Source organism: Geoalkalibacter sp., assembly GCF_030604225.1.
Classification (GTDB): domain Bacteria; phylum Desulfobacterota; class Desulfuromonadia; order Desulfuromonadales; family Geoalkalibacteraceae; genus Geoalkalibacter.
This window is the reverse complement of sequence record NZ_JAUVWH010000059.1, coordinates 1-18,043: the sequence shown is the minus strand read 5'-3', so window position 1 is coordinate 18,043 and position 18,043 is coordinate 1. Positions and strand designations below refer to the sequence as shown.

The 18,043-nt window shown below is 62.4% G+C and carries 17 protein-coding genes; all 17 read right to left on the bottom strand.

Going from position 1 to position 18,043, the window contains the following annotated elements; genetic code table 11:
• Positions 1-206: 206 nt before the first annotated feature.
• Positions 207-1,574 carry a sigma-54-dependent transcriptional regulator gene (locus QAT43_RS08265; RefSeq protein ID WP_305042584.1) on the bottom strand — a complete coding sequence of 456 codons (1,368 nt, stop codon included), beginning with the start codon at positions 1,572-1,574 and terminating at the stop codon, positions 207-209.
• An 18-nt stretch (positions 1,575-1,592) separates the two neighbouring features.
• Positions 1,593-3,848 carry a sensor histidine kinase gene (locus QAT43_RS08260; RefSeq protein ID WP_305042583.1) on the bottom strand — a complete coding sequence of 752 codons (2,256 nt, stop codon included), beginning with the start codon at positions 3,846-3,848 and terminating at the stop codon, positions 1,593-1,595.
• A 132-nt stretch (positions 3,849-3,980) separates the two neighbouring features.
• Complete coding sequence (lpxC, locus tag QAT43_RS08255) at positions 3,981-4,910, bottom strand: UDP-3-O-acyl-N-acetylglucosamine deacetylase (protein ID WP_305042582.1); 930 nt, start codon at positions 4,908-4,910, stop codon at positions 3,981-3,983.
• A 192-nt stretch (positions 4,911-5,102) separates the two neighbouring features.
• Positions 5,103-6,794, bottom strand: a complete 1,692-nt coding sequence (locus QAT43_RS08250) for an ABC1 kinase family protein (protein WP_305042581.1) — start codon at positions 6,792-6,794, stop codon at positions 5,103-5,105.
• A 33-nt stretch (positions 6,795-6,827) separates the two neighbouring features.
• A complete protein-coding gene (locus QAT43_RS08245; protein ID WP_305042580.1) occupies positions 6,828-7,133 on the bottom strand; it encodes a phasin family protein in 306 nt (101 codons plus the stop codon).
• A gap of 56 nt (positions 7,134-7,189) precedes the next feature.
• Positions 7,190-8,170 carry a patatin-like phospholipase family protein gene (locus tag QAT43_RS08240; protein ID WP_305042579.1) on the bottom strand — a complete coding sequence of 327 codons (981 nt, stop codon included), beginning with the start codon at positions 8,168-8,170 and terminating at the stop codon, positions 7,190-7,192.
• 38 nt (positions 8,171-8,208) lie between these two features.
• Complete coding sequence (locus QAT43_RS08235; RefSeq protein WP_305042578.1) at positions 8,209-8,418, bottom strand: DUF2905 domain-containing protein; 210 nt, start codon at positions 8,416-8,418, stop codon at positions 8,209-8,211.
• 8 nt (positions 8,419-8,426) lie between these two features.
• Positions 8,427-8,966 (bottom strand): epoxyqueuosine reductase QueH, encoded by a 540-nt coding sequence (locus QAT43_RS08230; protein ID WP_305042577.1) that lies wholly within the window; start codon positions 8,964-8,966, stop codon positions 8,427-8,429.
• Between the two features lie 69 nt (positions 8,967-9,035).
• Complete coding sequence (locus QAT43_RS08225; protein WP_305042576.1) at positions 9,036-11,096, bottom strand: hypothetical protein; 2,061 nt, start codon at positions 11,094-11,096, stop codon at positions 9,036-9,038.
• A 10-nt stretch (positions 11,097-11,106) separates the two neighbouring features.
• A complete protein-coding gene (locus tag QAT43_RS08220; RefSeq protein WP_305042575.1) occupies positions 11,107-11,520 on the bottom strand; it encodes a tetratricopeptide repeat protein in 414 nt (137 codons plus the stop codon).
• Complete coding sequence (locus QAT43_RS08215; protein WP_305042574.1) at positions 11,517-12,836, bottom strand: diguanylate cyclase; 1,320 nt, start codon at positions 12,834-12,836, stop codon at positions 11,517-11,519. Before QAT43_RS08215 ends, QAT43_RS08220 begins: the two co-directional genes overlap by 4 nt.
• Positions 12,837-12,887: 51 nt before the next feature.
• On the bottom strand, positions 12,888-13,910 hold the full coding sequence (ruvB, locus tag QAT43_RS08210) for a Holliday junction branch migration DNA helicase RuvB (RefSeq protein WP_305042573.1): 1,023 nt from the start codon (positions 13,908-13,910) through the stop codon (positions 12,888-12,890).
• A 28-nt stretch (positions 13,911-13,938) separates the two neighbouring features.
• The gene (ruvA, locus tag QAT43_RS08205; RefSeq protein WP_305042572.1) at positions 13,939-14,538 is read right to left on the bottom strand and encodes a Holliday junction branch migration protein RuvA; all 600 of its coding nucleotides are present in this window, start codon (positions 14,536-14,538) and stop codon (positions 13,939-13,941) included.
• A gap of 51 nt (positions 14,539-14,589) precedes the next feature.
• A complete protein-coding gene (gene ruvC / locus QAT43_RS08200) occupies positions 14,590-15,096 on the bottom strand; it encodes a crossover junction endodeoxyribonuclease RuvC (RefSeq protein WP_305042571.1) in 507 nt (168 codons plus the stop codon).
• Between the two features lie 4 nt (positions 15,097-15,100).
• On the bottom strand, positions 15,101-15,847 hold the full coding sequence (locus QAT43_RS08195; RefSeq protein ID WP_305042570.1) for a YebC/PmpR family DNA-binding transcriptional regulator: 747 nt from the start codon (positions 15,845-15,847) through the stop codon (positions 15,101-15,103).
• A gap of 206 nt (positions 15,848-16,053) precedes the next feature.
• Positions 16,054-16,881: a cytidylate kinase family protein gene (locus QAT43_RS08190; RefSeq protein WP_305042569.1), complete on the bottom strand. Its 828-nt coding sequence runs from the start codon at positions 16,879-16,881 to the stop codon at positions 16,054-16,056.
• Positions 16,882-16,955: 74 nt separating this feature from the next.
• Positions 16,956-17,957: a class II fructose-bisphosphatase gene (glpX, locus tag QAT43_RS08185; RefSeq protein ID WP_305042568.1), complete on the bottom strand. Its 1,002-nt coding sequence runs from the start codon at positions 17,955-17,957 to the stop codon at positions 16,956-16,958.
• Between the last annotated feature and the right edge of the window lie 86 nt (positions 17,958-18,043).

Genomic DNA, 18,043 nt, shown 5'->3' with positions numbered 1-18,043 from the left:
CAGAAGTTAAGCCCTACTGCGCCGATGATACTGCACGGGTAGCTGTGTGGGAAAGTAGGTCGCCGCCGGAATGTTTCCCCAAAAAGGCCCCTGAACCCAGGGGCCTTTGCTTTGAGAGAAAAAAATAGAAAATTTTCATAAAGATAATCATGGCCCACCTTCTTTACGGTGGGCCTTTTTTCGTTCTATCGTTGTTCATTTCATAGCTATTTCTTCAGTTCAATGCCATAGGATTTGATCTTGCGGTGCAGGTTGGATCGTTCCAGATCGATGATTTCGGCAGTTCTTGAAATATTCCAGTCATTTTCCTCAAGTTTCTGCAGGATAAATTCCTTTTCAAATTCTTCCTTGGCCTCGCGAAAATTGCTGGCGTCAATTAGGGCGCGTCGCTGGCTTGCGCTTGAACCGTCCTGACGGTTGACCAGATGCGCGGGGAGGTTGGCCAGGGTAATTTCATTGCCAGGGGTCATGATGACCAGGCGTTCGATGAGGTTTTTCAACTCGCGCACGTTGCCCGGCCAGGGGTAGTTTTTCAGGGCCGACAAGGCGTCGGGGCTGAGAGTCTTGATGTCGCGGCTTTCCTGGCGGGAAAAATATTCGAGAAAGTGCTTGGCCAGCGCCGCGATGTCGTCCTTGCGCTCCCGCAGGGGCGGTACGTGAAAGGGCAGGACATTGAGGCGATAGTAGAGATCCTCGCGAAAGTTGCTCTTCTCGATTTCCTCTTCCAGGTTCTTGTTGGTGGCGGCGATAACCCGCACGTCGACCTCGATGGTGCGGCTGCCGCCGACTCGCTCGAACTTGCGCTCCTGCAGGATGCGCAGTACCTTGGCCTGGGTCTTGAGGCTCATGTCGCCGATCTCGTCGAGAAACAGGGTGCCTTCGTGAGCCAGATCGAACTTTCCCTTGCGCAGGGCGGTGGCGCCGGTAAACGAGCCCTTCTCGTGGCCGAAGAGTTCCGATTCGATGAGATCCTCGGGAATCGCGGCGCAATTGACCTCGACAAAGGGCTTGTCGCGGCGTTGGGAGAAATTGTGGATGGCGCGTGCCACCAATTCCTTGCCGGTGCCGTTTTCGCCGGTGATCAACACCCAGCCGCTGGTTGGCGCGGCGATGGAGATCTGCTCCTTGAGCAAGTTGATTGGCCCGCTGTTGCCGACCATCTCGAAATCCTTGGCGTAGCGCGCCTTGAGGGTGCGATTTTCCTCCAGCAATTGGCCCATCTTGAGGGCATTCTGGATGCAGGTGAGGACCTTTTCCAAGGCCAGGGGCTTTTCGATGAAGTCGTAGGCGCCGAGCTTCAAGGCCTTGACGGCGGTTTCGATGGTGCCGTGGCCGCTCATCATGATGACCTGCAGGTCGGGCCACTGCTCCTTGGCGCGGCGCAAGGTTTCCAGGCCATCAATCCCCGGCATCCAGATGTCGAGCAGGATGATGTCGGGATTTTCTTCGCGGATGCGTTCCAACCCCTCCTCGCCGCTCGCGGCGAAAACGGGGCGAAACCCCTCGTCTTGCAGAATGCCTTCGAGGCTCAGGCGGATACTGGTTTCGTCGTCAATGATCAAGACAGTTTTCATGGAATCTTTCTTGTGCGGTCAGGCGCTGAAGGATTTGCCGGCGGCGGCGCTTTCGCCCACCGGCAGTTCGACGATGAATTGGGTGCCGCGTGGGCTGTTGTCGCGCACGCGGATATAGCCGTTGTGGTCGGAAACGATGGATGAAACGATGGCGAGCCCCAGGCCCGTTCCCGATTTTTTGGTGCTGAAGTAGGGTTCGAAGAGCCGCGGCTTGACCTGGGGCGAGATGCCGCAGCCGGTATCGGCGACAGTCAGGGTGGCCATTTGCAGCTCGGTGTTGAAGTGGGTGGAAACGGCGATGCTGCCTTGCTGCTTGTCGATGGCGCCGACGGCGTTGTCGAGGAGATTGATCAGGGTGCGCTTGATCTGATCGCGGTCCAGATTGAACACCGGTAGCTGTGCATCGGGGCGAAAGGTGAATTCGATATTCTTGTGCGCTTCCTGAAAGAGCACCAGAGCCTCGCCGACGATCTGGTTGAGGTCGTTCGGACTGGGGCGACTGGCCGGCATGCGTGCAAAATTTGAAAATTCGTTGACCAGATTTTTCAACTCATCGACCTGCTGCACGATCATGGCGGTGCATTCATCGAAGACCCGGTCGTCCTCGCCGAACTTGTCGAGGTAGCGACGGCGCAGGCGCTGGGCGGACAGCTGGATCGGCGTCAGGGGATTCTTGATCTCGTGGGCGATACGGCGCGCCACCTCGCGCCAGGCGGCCATGCGCTGCGCCTTGACCAACTGGGTCAGGTCGTCGAAAACGACCACCGTGCCCATGAATTCCTTGTTTTCGTCGCGCAGGGTGGTGACGTGCACCAGCAGGGTTAGCTTGTTGTCCTGCACCGGCACGCTGATCTGCTTGCTGAGGGAATCCTTGCCCGATTCCAGGAGTTCGCGCAGGATCTCGCGCACCACGGGCAGGTATTCGGGATCGAGGACTTCGCGGAAATTTTTGCCGAGGATTTTCTTGTTCTGGATGTTGAGCAGCTTCTCCGCCGCCTTGTTGACCGTGGTGAGATTGCCGCCGCGGTCGATGGCGATTACCCCGCCGGTGATGTTGCGCAGGACGATTTCCATATACCGGCGCCGCTGCTCGATTTCCAGGTTGGAGGCTTGCAGTTCGCGGTTGGCCGCTTGCAGGTTCTTCTGGCTTTTGCGCAAGTCGGCGGTCATGGTGTTGAAGGCATCCACCAGGGTGCCGATTTCGTCGTCGCTGGTCGCGGCGATGCGTACGTCGAGATCGCCCTGGGCCACCCGGTTGGTGGCCGTCGCCAATTCCTGGATGGGCACGGTGATGCCCCGCGCCAAGTGAAAGCCGAACCAGGTGGCGAGAAAGATGATCACCAGGGCAATGAGCAGCAGCACGATGACGTAGCCCATCTGAATGCGGCCCTTGACCATTTTCGTGCCCTTGTAGTGCTCGAAGGAGGCCTTGATTTCCTTCATTTTCGAGACCAGGGAATTCGGCACGTAATAGTTGACCACCACCACGCCCACCACGTCGTCGGGATTCCAATTCGAATAGACGGGCACGATGCCGCGAATCAGGTCGGCCCGGCCGATGGGGGTGATGCGGGTAAAGCGGTTGCCCTGCAGCGCCTCGCGGATGGCGTCCGAGCCGGGGTCGGTGAATTCGGCGGCGGGGACTTCGGGGTTGGTGACGCGTACCAATTCCTCGTAGGTGGCGGAGAACACCTCGACAATGCCCAGGTTGTACTCTTTTTGCTTTTCCTGGATGAAGGCGGTCAAGCGATCGAGGTTGGCCTCGTTGAGCAGACGATCGCGCTTGATGATGCGTGCTAGTTGTTCGCCATAATAGAGGGCGTTGGAGGCGGAATTCTTGTAGTAGGTTTCCGCGACGTCCAGCGACTCCTGGAGGGAATTTTCGATCTGGTTGTTGAACCAGTTTTCAATGGTGTTGGTGATAAAGCCCGCCGAAACAAAAAACAACAGCATGGTCGGTACGAGGGACAGGGCCACGAAGGCCAGGACAAGCTTGCTGCGGATGCGTGCCCCTGGCACGCCCCGTCGCCTCTCCAGAATCAATTTGAAAAGATTGCGAAAGACCAGGAAGAAAAAGAGGATGATCAGCAGGATGTTGATGTTGATCAGCGCCAGAACCAGGATGCCGTTGGACAGAGACACGCCGGAAGAGAGATCCAGCAGGCGCGACTCATACTGGGTCAGCCCTAAAACCAGCAGCAGGCACAAAAACACCAGCGCCCATTCGCGGCGGCGTTTGCGGTGCTCACTCAACTGTTGATCCGGCTTGGTCATTCAGGGGCTCCATTGAGGGTCAAACGCTGATTTTAGGTGATTCGCGCAGGGATATGCAAGGTCTGTAAAAAACAAAAAGCAGCCGCGAGGGCTGCTTTTTGCGAGTCGATTCAAGGTGTCGGCCGAGAAAGCTCAGGCCTTAGCCGGAAGCAGTTCGCCGGCGAAGCTGGGCAGCAGGCCGCGCCGGGCTTCACGCAGGCTCTCCTCGCTGAATTCCACAAGTTTCCAGTGATCGGGATTGGCGAGGATCTTTTCAACCATCTTGTGGTTGATGTCGTGGCCGGCCTTATAAGCCTTGAGATGGCCGAGCAGGGGATAGCCCAGCAGGCTGAAATCGCCGATGCTGTCGAGAATTTTGTGGCGCACGAATTCGTCCGTGAAGCGCAGTCCCTCGGGATTGAGCACGCCATTCTTGTCGATGACGATGGCGTTCTCCAGGGAGCCGCCGCGCGCCAGGCCGTTGGCCTTGAGGTATTCCACCTCCTGCAGGAAGCCGAAGGTGCGGGCGGGGGCGATGTCCCGACGAAAGGCCTGGGCCGAGCACTTGAAGGAAAACGACTGCTGCGCGATGCTCGGGTGATCAAAGGCAATGCCGAAGCTCACGCGGAAAAACCGCGAGGGAATGATGGTGACGCGCTTTTCCCCTTCGATCAGGGTGAGTGGCTTGCGAATCGCAAGGAATTTGCGGCTGCGGTCCAGCTGACGGATTCCGGTATTTTCCAGCAGATCGACAAAGGGCGCCGCGCTGCCGTCAAGGACCGGAACTTCGGGGCCATCGATGTCGATGTGCAGATTGTCGATGCCCAGGGCGTTGAGGGAGGCGAGCAAATGCTCGACGGTGGAAACGCTCAGTCCGCCCTTGCCGAGCACCGTGGCGAGGCGGGTGTCGACGACATTGGCCGATACGGCTTCGATGGAAACACTGCGATCGCCCTCGCTGCGATGAAAGACAATGCCGGTGCCGGCTTCGGCGGGGCGCAGGTGCATGGTGATGCGGCGGCCCGAGTGAAGTCCGATTCCGGAAATGATCAGCGGTGTGGCGATGGTGCACTGGAAAATCAAGGTTGCCTCCTGGCAGGGTACGGGTACGAATCTTACGTCCCTCATGTCTGCAAGGAGTTTGCCATATTTTGAGCTATTTGGAACTTATTGAAATTGTTATAAAAAGGATCGGGGTGCAGAGGGGTTGATCCCTGTTTGCGGGATGATTGTTGTGGCGCAACCATAGGGGCTGTGGCGTCCACGCCACAGAGGCTAGAGCCGTCCCGAGCGTAGGATGGCCACTGCAAGCCACAGGCCGAGAATTCCGGCGATGGTGTAGCCGAGGATGCCCAGGACTGGAAAGCCGAAGAGCTGCGGGCCCTTGTCGCTTTGGATGATGAGCGAGCTGCCGACGATGAGTGAACCGATCACCAGGGCAAAGGAGAGGCGGTTGCTCGATTTGTCGAATTCGGAGATGAGTTTTTCCAGGCCGCGGTGTTCCAGGTCGATCTTGAATTTGTTGCGATTGACGCGGTTGATGAATTCCTTGAGATCCCGCGGCAGGTTTTTCATCAGCGAGCCGTAGGACTGCATGATGCCGAGGAATTCGCGGGAAACATTGCCCGGCGAGAGCCGTTCGTGGACCAGCTTTTCAATGAAGGGCTTGAGGTGATCGACCCTGTTGAAGTCGGGGTCGAGCTGCCGGCCGATGCCGTCCATGGTCACCAGGGCCTTGGCGAGCAGCATAAGGTCCGAGGGAAACTTGATGCTGTAGGCATTCATCAGGTCGACGAATTCCATGAGCAGGCGCCCGACGTTGAGCTCGCCCAGGGGCGTTTCGTAATAGTCGTCGATGAATTCGGAGAGATCGCGCTTGAGTCCCTTGCGGTCGGTTTCGTCGCTGATTTCCCCGGAATAGAGCATCAGCGAGATGATGCGGTCGACATCGCGTTGCAATACGCCGAGCAGCAGATCGACCAGGCGGTATTTGAGTTCGCCGTCGAGGCGCCCGACCATGCCGTAGTCGAGCATGCAGATGATGTTGCCTTCGAGGATGAAGAAATTGCCCGGGTGAGGATCGCCGTGGAACAGGCCGTGCACCAGCACCTGCTTGAGAAAGGCGTCGGCGCCGTGGCGGGCGATGATTTTTAGATCATAGCCCTTGTCGACCAGCACCTGGAGATCGGAGACCTTGATGCCGTCGACATATTCGAGGGTGAGCACCGTCTCGCCGGTGAAATCCCAGTAAACCCGCGGCACGTAGACCGTTTCATCGCCCTCGAAGTTGGCGGCGAAGCGATCGATGGTGTGGCCCTCGCGGGTAAAGTCCATCTCGCGGTAGATGGTGCGGCGGAATTCCTTGACCAGGCCGCTCGGGTCGTAAAGGTCGCCTCCGGGCAGATGGTTCTCGATGAGATAGGCGAGACCCGCCATAATGTCGAGATCCGTTTCGACGATTTCCAGGATGCCCGGACGGCGGACCTTGACCACCACCGATTCGCCGCTGCGCAGGGTGGCGCGATGCACCTGGGCGATGGAGGCGGCGGCGATGGGCACGGGATCAAAGCTGGCGTAGACCTCCTCCACGGGCAGACCGAGTTCGCGGCGGATCTGCTCCTGGAGTTCGGCGACGGGCACCGACGGCACCTTGTCCTGCAGCTTGCGGAATTCCTCGATGTATTCGCGGGGAATGACGTCGGGGCGGGTGGAGAGAATCTGCCCGAGCTTGACGAAGGTGGGACCGAGCTCCTCCATGGCCAGGCGCAGCCGCTCGGCCTGGGTAAGGCGGTCGATGTTCTTGGGCGCGGTGCCCAGGGTGACGATCCGCCTGCCCAGTTCCAGGTAATAGTTGATGTTGAGCTGTTCGACCACATGGCCGAAGCCGTACTTGATCAGGATACCGAGGATGTTGCGGTACCTCTTGATCGAGCGGATGTTGCGGTTGATCCGCGTAAAGGTCAGCATGAGGGCAGGGGCGTCAGCGGCCGAGGGCGCGGGCTACTTCTGCAACTCCTTCATATGCTTGTCGAGCTGCTGCACCTTTTTCTGCAATTTCTCGAATTCCTCCATGGTCACCATGCCGACCCGCTCGCAGGCGCGGCGGACCTCATCCTGAGCCATCTCTTCGAGCTTCTTCTGGGTCTCCTCGGCGTTTTTCTGCATCTTGGCGAGAAAGGACTTGCCCTCTTCCTCCGAGATGTTGAAACGCTCCTTCATTTCCCCGAGCAGTTCCTCGGCCTTTTTCTGGGTCAGGCAGATGGCGCCCATGCCCGTCATCATCATTTTCTCGAGCAGTTCAAACATGGTTGGCCTCCTGTGTAACCTATTATAATTTTTTGCCCTTTTGATTTTAACACGGCTCAGGACGGGTGCAACGGCTTTTGTTGCAGACGACGCAATTCGGGCAAAAGGGCGCGGGTTGCCCGCTCGCCGGCCGCAATGGCTTCGGCGGCGCGGTGAAACTCAAGCAGGGTGATGTCACCGAAGTCGGGTCGAATGAGCAGGTCGAACTGATTGTTTTCCAGACGCAGGTCGTTGATTTGGTTCTCCATGATGGCCACGCTCTGCGCGCAGACCTTGAGCAGGCTTGGCGGCGTGCGCTCGCGGCGCCGATCGGCGGGTTCAGGATCGGACGGCGCGCGGGTTTTCTGCCAGAGCTCGCGAAAGCGCTCCTCGATGCTTTGCACCGTGAAGGGAAAGTGCCAACCGCCGGGTTCTGGTTCCTGCTTGCGCCGGTCGGGGAGAAATTCCTCCCGCGGCGATTTCTCGACCTTGGGGATGGCGCACACGGCGATGATTTTCTCAGCGCCCAAACCGCGCACGGCCTCAACGGGGACGGGGTGGCACAGGCCGCCGTCGATGAGAAAGCGCCGGCCGAAGCGCGCCGGCGGGAAAATGCCGGGAAAGGAGATGGCGGCGCGCAGGGCGTCGAGGAGATTGCCGCGGCGGATCACCAGCGCCTCGCCGCTTTCCACATCCGTGGCGGTGACCGCCAGGGGCAGGCGCAGTTGCTCGAAGCTGCGCACTGGCAATAGCGAGGCCATGAAATCGAGCACACGTTGGCCATCAAGCAGACCGCTGGTGGGGATCACCGGGTCGATGAAGCGCGCCAACTGCTTCCAGTCGAGGCCCACCGCCACCTCTTCCATTTCCTTGAGCGGCACCCCGGCGGCGTGCAGGGCGCCGATGAAGGCGCCGATGGAGGTGCCGGCAATGCAGTCGACGGCGATGCCTTCCTGTTCCAGAACCTTGAGCACACCGATGTGGGCCAGGCCCCGCGCGGCACCGCTGCCCAACGCGAGGCCGAGTTTGGAAGCTGGCGCGCAGTTCTGGCTACTCATGTCGACCTCGAGACGATAAAGGGTGGAGGGTGGCCCGTTCAGCGGCGAAACAACCAGAAAACCAAGGAAAGCAAGACGGAAATCAGAATACAAGTGCCCAGGGGGAAATAAAAGGAAAAATGATCCCTGGTTAGGCGGATGTCCCCGGGAAGGCGGCCAAGCAGCGGGATTTTTCCTCCCCAGGTGTAAAGCAGGCCGGCGAGAATGAGGAGGACGCCCAGCAGAATGAGCAGTTTTCCAGGGTGCATGGACGGGCTCAGGACTTTCGGCGTGGTTGATAGCGTTCTTTTTCCGAATAGATGCAGCCGCAATACTGCTGGCGGTAGAGGCCCAGGGCCTTGGACGCGGCAATGCCCTGCTGCCAGCCCCGTCGATAATCCTCGTAATGAAAGGCGATGCCGTAGCGCTCCGCCAGCGTCTCGCCCAGTTCGCGAATGCGCTCGTGTTGTTGGTAGCGGGAATAGAGCAGGCTGGTGGTGAAGGCGTCGAAACCCCCTTCCGCAGCGACCCGGGCGCTTTTCTCCAGGCGCGAGCGGTAGCAGTAGTCGCAGCGCCGATCGGGCGCGGCGGCGACCTGGGCGAGAAACTCCTCGAGGGCGTAGTCGTCCCGCCAGGTGAGGGGCAGAGCGGCGGCGGCGGCAAACTGCTCCACCGCCTCGCGGCGGCGGCAATATTCTTGGTAGGGATGGATGTTGTGATTGAAGAAATAGCCCTGGACCCGGTGATTCTCGGCGCGCAGGCGCTCCAGGGGAAAGAGGGCGCAGTTGCCGCAGCAGATATGGATGAGGATGTTCATGGACGCTGTCCTTTCCGTCGTGGCCGCCTCGGGCACACTCGGCATTATCACCCGAGTCCGCGACGCGGATCAAGGTTGCTGCTCGGGCAGTTGATCCCAGGGCGGCAACGGCAGGCTGTCCCAGATCCTTTTGGCCCATTGGCGGGCCGTCTGGCTTTTTTCCCGGCGGCTGAAGGTTTCGCGCAGCAATTTTTGTCGCAGTTCCTGCAGATCGGCCAGGTATTTTGCCACGATGGCCGCGGTCACCTGACGGTCACAGGGCAGGCGCACGAGGCGTGCGTCGCCGTGGGAAGCCAGGATCAGGGCCTGAGCGGTTTCCTCGCCCTGGACCTCGAGAATATGCCCGGCCTCATCCACCAGTTCGCAGGTGCCCAGAAAGAGACTGTGCATTCGCAGCGGCCCCCTCAGGGTGAACTCCCGCAATTCGGGGCGATAGTGCTCGTACAGGTAGGTTTCCGGAAAGCGCGGCAGGCCGTCGGCGAATACCCCGGCGATGATCCGCGCGCGCTCTTCCTCGTCGATGCGGCGCTCAGGTTCCGTCTGCGCGGCCGCGCCCTCATGGATGACCTCCTCCGACAGAATGTCGGCCGCCGCGCCCAACCAGGCGTTCCAGGCCTCCTCGGGGAACACCTCGTTCGGGACCAGCGCCGTTGCGAGTCCCTGCGTCACTTCCAAGGGGGGCGCCGCGGGCGCGGTTTTTTCGACGTCGAGGCGCACGCATCCGGGCCGGATGCGAACCAGGGTTTGCAAACGAAATTGATCGAGAAGGATCGCGACCAAGGGCTGAGCGTTTCCGGGCCGCAGCCAAGCATCGGGCAGGTCGATCTCGATTCGCGCCTCCTCGGCGGCCAGGCCGAGCAGATGCACGGCTTCATAGAGCCAGCGGGGCGCGCGCGCGGGAAATTGCGGGCGGCGATGGGGCCAGGAGGCGCGCAGGCAGACGCGAAAAAGTTCCTTGTCGCCTTGGCCCAGGGGCCGGTCCTGGGCGATCAGGGTGCCTTCGATCCTGCTCAGGGGGGGGCGCGGCTGCAGGTGCATGATATCAGCGCTGCTGGTGGCCGGCGCGGGCGCGCCCCGCAGGTCGCGCAGCAGCCCCAGCAACGCCCGCAGGGTCGCGTCCTGATGGACCTCGTGAAAGGGGCCCGCGGCCTGCTGTGGGCAAACGGGATTGACCACCAGGGTGTCGGCCGCCAGGGTTCGATCCTGCTTCGCGGGCGGCAGTCCCAGGCGGCGGCGGCGCTGATCCACGAGAATCTCCAGCGTGGCGACGGCACGCCGGCTATCGCGCCCCCAGCGCAACTGGCCGAGACGGCGAAACAGATGGTGAAAGCGCACGGCGCTGGCATGGGGCAGGGGCAGTTCCCCGGCAAAGGGTTGCAGTGCCTGGGCCAAGGGCGGGGCAAGGTAGGGCAGGGCCAGTTCCAGGGCGCGTTCGAGTTTTTCCGGCTGCACCGTCTCGGGAACCTGGTTGGCGGACATCAGGGCGAGCAGGCGCGCCAGGGTCAGGCCCCCCTTGGCGCTGACCAGCGCGGGAACGGACAGGCCCGAGGCGCTGTCTGCGTCGACGCGCCCGCCGCGAAAGGCCGCCTCCAGCTCGTCATGAGTCAGGCGCAGGGGGGAGCGGCACAGATTGGCCAAATAATAGGGGCTGAGCTGCTCCGGGGGCACGGCGCCAAGAATCGCCAGGGGCTTGAGGGCCTCGAGAATTTCCTGCAGCGCCCAGCGCAGGCCGCCGGGACGCTGTTCGGCCTCGGGCGGCAATTCGAGTACCTTCACGGCGCGCGGCGCCGAAGGCTCGTCGGCCCAGAAGGTGATTTCCTGGCCCCGCCAGGTGAGAAAGTGGCTCAGGCCCAGGGCCTGGGCGCAGGCGCGGCCCTGGGCGAAGACCTCCGCGACGGATCCCGTCGCAAGCAGCAATAGGCCGCCCGCCATGAAGCTCTCGCGGTTGATCCAGAAAACCAGGTGAGGATGGAGGATTCCCTGCGAGGACAGCAGTTGGGGCTGCGCCTCGACGCGACGGAAAGGCGAGCGCCCCTGGTCGACCAGCTCCTGCGCCCAGCGCGCCAAATCGGCGGCCAGGACCGAAGGCTTTGCGCAATCCTGTGAACTAAATGGGTTTGGAACCGTCATGGGGATGACTTCAGCGACCTTCGGTGTCGATAAGGATTTGCTTGAATTGTTGCGCTTGAGCGTCAAGTTCGCGAACCTGGGCACGGCAGGCGTCCAACTCGCGGCTCGCCTGGGCGTGCTGCTTTTCCAGGCGCCGCAGACGCTCCTGGTCCTGGGTGGACTGGTTGCGCAGGTTTTCTGTTTGCTCCGCGCCGGCGCGAAGGGCCGCGGCGGCCAGGGTCAGAGGGCTGTCCGGATAGTCTTGCACGAGGCTGTGGAATTCGGCGGGGTCGGTATCGCCGGCTTCCCAGCGGGAGAGCCCCGCGCGAAACAGGCTTTCATCCTGGGGATTGATCTGAAATGGGCCGAAGCGCCCCGGAGCGCAGGCCGTGGTCAAAAGAGCGCAGATCAGCAGCAGCGGGATGTGGGTCTTTAGGGGCGTCATCTCTGTTCCCGGCGATCGATGAGGTAATTGCTGCCTGCAAGCTTCTTGAGGTGGTCCTTGATCTTGGCGCATTCGCGCCCGATGGCCGCCGGCGAGGGATTCTTGAGGCTGGTCGAGGTGACCACCGCCACCGACATGCTCAGCAAAGGGAAGCTCCGCTCGACGTCGAAGCGGTCCTTGCTGATGAAATAGCCGCGCTCGCGGTCTTCCTCCGAATAAAAGCCGGGCACGGCCGCGTCAAAAGTGCCGAGCAGCGCGCCGGCGATGGCTTCCGCCCGCTCCGGGGTGGAGAGCACGATGTAGTCGTCGCCGCCGATATGGCCCACCAGGTCCTCGGGATTGCCCTGAGCGAGCACCGCCTGCCGCACCAGTTCGCCGACCCGCGCCAGCACGTCGCTGCCGGCCTGATAGCCATAGCGGTCGTTAAAGGCCTTGAAGTTGTCTAGATCGGCATAGATGGCGGCAAAGGGCCGCCCGTGGGCGATGCGTTTTTCCATTTCGCGCTCGATGGCCAGATTGCCGGGCAAATGGGTGAGGGGATTGGCATCGAGTTTGAGTTGGTCGAGTTCCTTGAGCTTTTGCCCCATCCAGTGAAAATCCCGCGCCAGTTGGCCGAATTCGTCGGGGGTGTCGAGAGCGGGCGGGGCATCGAAGCTGCCCGCGGCCATGTCCTGGGTGGCGCGCGTCAGGCGGCGCACCGCCTGGTGAATGCGGTAGCTGCCCCAGGCGCCGACCAGGGCGGCAAGGCCGATGCCGCAAAACGTCAGGGTCAGGGTCAGGCGGTAGGCGCGCCGGCTTTGCGCAAGCAGGGAATGGAGCTGCTCATCAAGGGCGGCCTCGCGGGACCGCAGAAATTGCTCCAGTTGGTCGAGCAACTGGTTGCGCAACGGGGAAAGGGAGGTGCGCGAAAACTGCGCCGCATCCTCCCAGCGGGACGTCTCAAGGAGAAGGCGGGCCTCAAGGTTCGCCTCGCCCAGGGCCTTGAGGCCGGTTTCGAGGGGCGCGTCCCCGAGGGAGGAAAGCGCCCGCAAGCGGCCGTGAAGCGCGCTGAATTCCTGCTGGCGCGCCTCAAGCAGTTCCTTGAGCTGGGCGTCGTGCAGAATCAGCAATTGCCGCTCCAGGCGCTCCTGGGCCAGCAGGTTGCCGCGCAGGTCGCGCACCAGTCCCATGAGGGCAAAATCCACGCGCACCAGATCCTGGTTGAGGCGGGTCTGATGGCTCAGGGCGGCCAGGGCGTAGATGACCCCGGCCAGGCAGAACAGGCTGACCAAGGCATAGCCGGCGGCAATTTTCTGAGCGACGGGGAAGCGCAGCATCGGTTCGACCTGAATCCTGTTCGGTTGGTGACGCGCCGCTTGCGCGAAGGGCTAGGAAAAAAGACCATCCTGGTCGCCGCTCGCCGGCAGCCGCTGAAAATGGCGATAGGCGGCAACCGTGGCCTTGCGGCCGCGCGGGGTGCGGTTGAGATAGCCCTGCTGGATCAGGTAGGGCTCGATGACATCCTCGATGGTGTCCTTTTCCTCGCCCACCGCCGCCGCCAGGGTTTCCAGTCCCACGGGGCCGCCGCCGAACTTGTCGATGATGGTGAGCAGGATATGGCGGTCCATGTGGTCGAGTCCCAGCCGGTCGACTTCGAGGCGTCCCAGAGCCTCGTCGGCGATGACCCGGGTGATGGCGCTCGCGCCGAGCACTTCGGCGAAGTCGCGCACCCGCCGCAGCAGGCGGTTGGCGATGCGCGGCGTGCCGCGACTGCGGCGGGCGATCTCCATGGCGCCCTCGGCGTCGGCGGCGATGTCGAGAATGCGCGCGCTGCGCGTGACGATCTGGCAGAGTTCCTCGGGGGAATAGAATTCCAGGCGGCTGATGACGCCGAAGCGGTCGCGCAGGGGCGAGGAGAGCAAGCCCGCGCGGGTGGTGGCGCCCACCAGGGTGAAGCGCGGCAGATCAAGCTTGACGGTGCGCGCCGAGGGGCCCTGGCCGATGATGATATCGAGCTGGAAATCCTCCATGGCGGGATAGAGGACTTCCTCGATGACCGGCGAGAGGCGGTGGATCTCGTCGATGAACAGCACATCGCCGCTTTCCAGGTTGGTGAGGATGGCGGCCAGATCACCCGGTTTTTCGATCACCGGCCCCGAGGTGCTTTTGATGCCGACGCCCATCTCGCCGGCGATGATGTTGGCCAGGGTGGTCTTGCCCAGTCCCGGCGGGCCATGGAACAGCACGTGGTCGAGAGCTTCCTGGCGGTTGCGGGCGGCCTGGATGAAGATGGCGAGATTCTCCCGCGCCTTGCTCTGGCCGATGTACTCGCGCAGAAAACGCGGCCGCAGGCCGGCCTCGTGGCGATCCTCGCCGTCGGAGAGCTGGGGTGAGATAAGGCGATCGTCCATGGGTGTCGAATCCGCCGGAGTTGGCCGGCTATTTCATGAGAATTTTCAGCGCGCCCTTGAGAATGTCCTCCAGGCCCGCGCCGGGAGCGATCTCCAGGGATTCGAGCACCTTGCGCGCCTGGACATCCTTGTAGCCGAGATTGACCAGGGCCGAGAGCACATCGTCGAGGGAATCGGCATGGGCCTCGGCATCCTGAGGCGGCTGGGCGTCCGCCGCCAGGGGCGCCAGGCGCTGCACCTTGTCCTTGAGCTCCAGGCTCAAGCGCTCGGCGGTTTTTTTGCCGATGCCCGGCACCGCCGAGAGGCGGCGGATGTCGGCCCGGGCCAGTGCCGCGCGCAGATCCGCGGCCTCGATATTGGAGAGAATGTTGACCGCCAGCTTGGGACCCACGCCGGAGACGCCCAATAGCAGCGCGAACATCTCCTTCTCGGCGTTGGTGAGAAAGCCGTACAGGGCAATGGCGTCTTCCTTGACGCTGGTGTGAATCCGCAGTTGCACCACGCCTTCGTCGGGAAGTTTGTAGAAGGTCGACAGGGGCACGGTGACCCGGTAGCCCACACCGCCCACGTCGACGATCACGTGATCCAGGGATTTGTAGGCAAGTTTTCCGGTGAGCAGGGCAATCATGGCAAACCCGGTTCAGTCATGGGCGAAGGGCGCGGTGGGCAAGGGCCAATCCTAGGGTTTCGCGGTCAGGGCCTGGGCGACACGCTGGTTGAGGCCGGCGCTGTGGGCGTGACAGATGGCCACCGCCAGGGCGTCGGAGGCGTCCTCCTGGGCCACCTCCGGCAGGTTGAGCAGGATACGCACCATTTCCTGGATCTGCGCCTTGCCCGCCCTCCCATAGCCGACCACCGCGCTTTTGACCTGTAGCGCGGTGTACTCGTAAACCGGCAGCTGATGATGAACCCCGGCCAGCAGCGCCACGCCGCGGGCGTGACCGAGCTTGAGGGCGGAGAGGGCGTTGCGCGCCAGAAAAATCTGCTCGATGGCCACCACCTGGGGGGCATGGCGGGCGATGACGGCGCCGAGTTCGCGGTAGATGATTCCGAGGCGCTCGCTCAGGGGCGCCTCGCCGCCGGTAAGGATGACGCCGTTGTCGATATGCCGCAGGCGATTGCCCTGCTTTTCGACGAGGCCGTAACCGGTGGCGCGACTGCCGGGATCGATGCCGAGGATGCGCATGCCCTCAGCCCATGACCTGGGCGATATCCTCGTCGGAGATGTCGAAGTTGGCGTAGACGTTCTGCACGTCGTCGTAGTCCTCGAGTTTTTCCATCATCTTGAGCATCTGCTCGGCCTGCTTGCCCTCCAGTTGGACCAGGGTCTGGGGCAGCATGGTGATTTCGGCGGTATCCCATTGCAGGTTCTTCGCCTCCAGGACCTCGCGCACTTCGATGAAATTGTCCGGAGCGGTGATGACCTCGATGGCGTCGCCCTCGTCCTTCACGTCCTCGGCGCCCGCTTCCAGGGCCGCCTCGAAAATGGCGTCGAAGTCCTGACCCGGCGCGAAGGCGATGAGTCCCTTGCGATCGAAGAGAAAGCCCACCGAGCCGCTCACGCCGAGATTGCCGCCGTGCTTGGTGAAGATGTGGCGCACGTCGGCGACGGTGCGGGTGCGGTTGTCGGTCATGAATTCGACCATGACCGCCACGCCGCCGGGGCCGTAGCCTTCGAACATGCCTTCCTCGTAGGTCACGCCGTCAAGGTCGCCGGTGCCCTTCTTGATGGCGCGATCGACGTTGTCCTTGGGCATGTTGGCCTGCTTGGCCTTGTCGACGGCCAGGCGCAGGCGCGGATTGGTATTGGGGTCACCGCCGCCGATGCGCGAGGCGATGGTGATTTCCTTGATGATCTTGGTGAAGACCTTGCCGCGCCGGGCGTCCTGGGCACCCTTGCGGTGCTTGATGTTGGCCCATTTGCTGTGTCCTGCCATAGGGATCTGCTGCTCCTTGCGGGGATAGATCTGGCCGGGCGCAAGAGTCCGGCGAAAAGCGAAGCCGCATCCTAGCATGAAGGCCGCGGGAGCGGCAAGGTGTAGTTCGGGCGTGCCAGGAGTCGTTCGGGCGCGGGTTGGAGACCGCGCGGCATGAAAAAAGCCGGCGGGACACGCCGGCTTGGAGAGCGAAAAGGGAGTTCGGATCAGTGTTCGTCGGGCAATGAGCGATACTGCACGACGCGCAGGCGATCGACCACGTCCTTGGTGCCGGGACAGCCGCCGGCAATGCCGAGGATCTCGCGTCGTTCCTTGTCGCTGTGCGCTGTGCCGCTCAGGGTGATGACGCCGTCGCTGACCGCGACGTCGACATTGAGTTCCTCGATTCCGTGGGCGGCGAGCAGGCCGATTTCGACGCGCTTGCGCAGGATGAGGTCGTTGAGAATCTTCTTTTTTTCCGCCTGGCGATCCTTGAGGTTGGTGTCGCGCACCCCTTCGCAGATCAGCTTGATGGCGGTGTCCTCGCTTAGGCGCTCGGTGTTGATGACCAGGTCGTAGCCCAGGGGATCGACCCAGTCACGATCGAAGAAATACTTGATGAAACCGGCGCGTTGCTGGTCACTGCGCCGAACAAGCTTGCGCGCCAGGTCGGGATCGAGCCATTCACGTTCGGCCCAGCGCTCGACGCGCAGCTCGAAGGGCGCGATGATGCGCACGCGAAACACGCTGGCGACATCGCGCAGCAGATCCTGGCCGCCTCGGCCGTAGATGATGACGTTGCCCTTGAGGGCGGCTTCGAGAATGATCAGTTCGATGCGGTGCAGATCGGCTTCGATCTCCTGATCCTCGCTCTCGACGAAGGCCGGCGGCTTCTCATCGGCTTTTTCCACGGCTTCGGGAGTCAGGCCGCGGGACACCGCGGCCTTCATGATCGCTTCGCCGTCAATCAGGGTGTAACCGAGTTTTTCCGCGGCCCTGTGAGCGATGGGGATGCCGCCGCTGCCCATTTCGCGGGAGATGGTTATGATGGCCATGCAAACTCTCTCAGGTCGGGTTACATAAAGAAAAACATTGGTAATTTAAGCAATTCGGATGAAGATTGCAAGGTTTAATTTCCCTCATGGGCCGGCCCGCCCCGCCGGCTGGAAAGCTGGGCGTCGAGGCCGGGCTTGAAGTCGAAATAGTGGCGGGCCTCGATGAAGCGCACCGTGCGGGAGCGCGAGCGCATGACGATGGAATGGGTCGCCGCGCCGCCGGCGAAATAGCGCACGCCGCGCAGCAAGTCGCCGTTGGTCACGCCGGTGGCGGCGAACACCACCTCGCCGCGCGCCAGGTCCTCGGCGCGGTAGATGCGGTCGAAATCGTCGATGCCCATGGCACGCGCACGGTCGCGTTCCTCCTGGTTGAGAAAGACCAGGCGCGCCTGCATGTCACCGCCCATGCAACGCAGGGCCGTGGCGGCCAGCACGCCTTCGGGCGCTCCGCCGATGCCCATGAGCAAATCGACGCCGCTGCCCTCCACGGCGGCGGCGATGGCCGGGGCCACGTCGCCGTCGCTGATGAGATGAATGCGCGCCCCCGCCTTGCGCAGTTCCTTGACGGTCTTGTCGTGCCGGGGCCGGTCGAGGATGACCACGGTGAGGTCTTCCACCCGGCAGCCCTTGGCTTCGGCGACGCGCTTGAGGTTGACGGCGGGCGGGGCATTGATGTCGATGGCGCCGCGCGCCGTGGGACCCACGGCGATCTTTTCCATGTACATGTCGGGCGCGTGAAGAAAGCCGCCCTTGGGCGCCAGGGCGATGGTGGCGATGGAGCCGTTCATGCCCTTGGCGCAGATGCTGGTGCCTTCCAGGGGGTCGACGGCGATGTCCACCTCGGCCAGGCTGCCGTTGCCCACTTTCTCGCCGATGTAGAGCATGGGGGCTTCGTCCATTTCGCCCTCGCCGATGACCACCGTGCCGTTGATGCCCACGGTTTCCAGGGTGCGACGCATGGCGTCGACGGCGGCGGCATCCGCGGCGTCCTTGTCGCCCTTGCCCACCCAGCGGCCGCAGGCCAGGGCGGCGGCTTCGGTGACGCGTACCAGTTCCAGAGCCAGGTTGCGATCCATCTATGACCTCGTGAAGTTTTGGGCTGCCCAGGGGGCGCGAGGGGGCATGATGGCATGAACGGATGAAGAACTCAAGATTGGCGGGT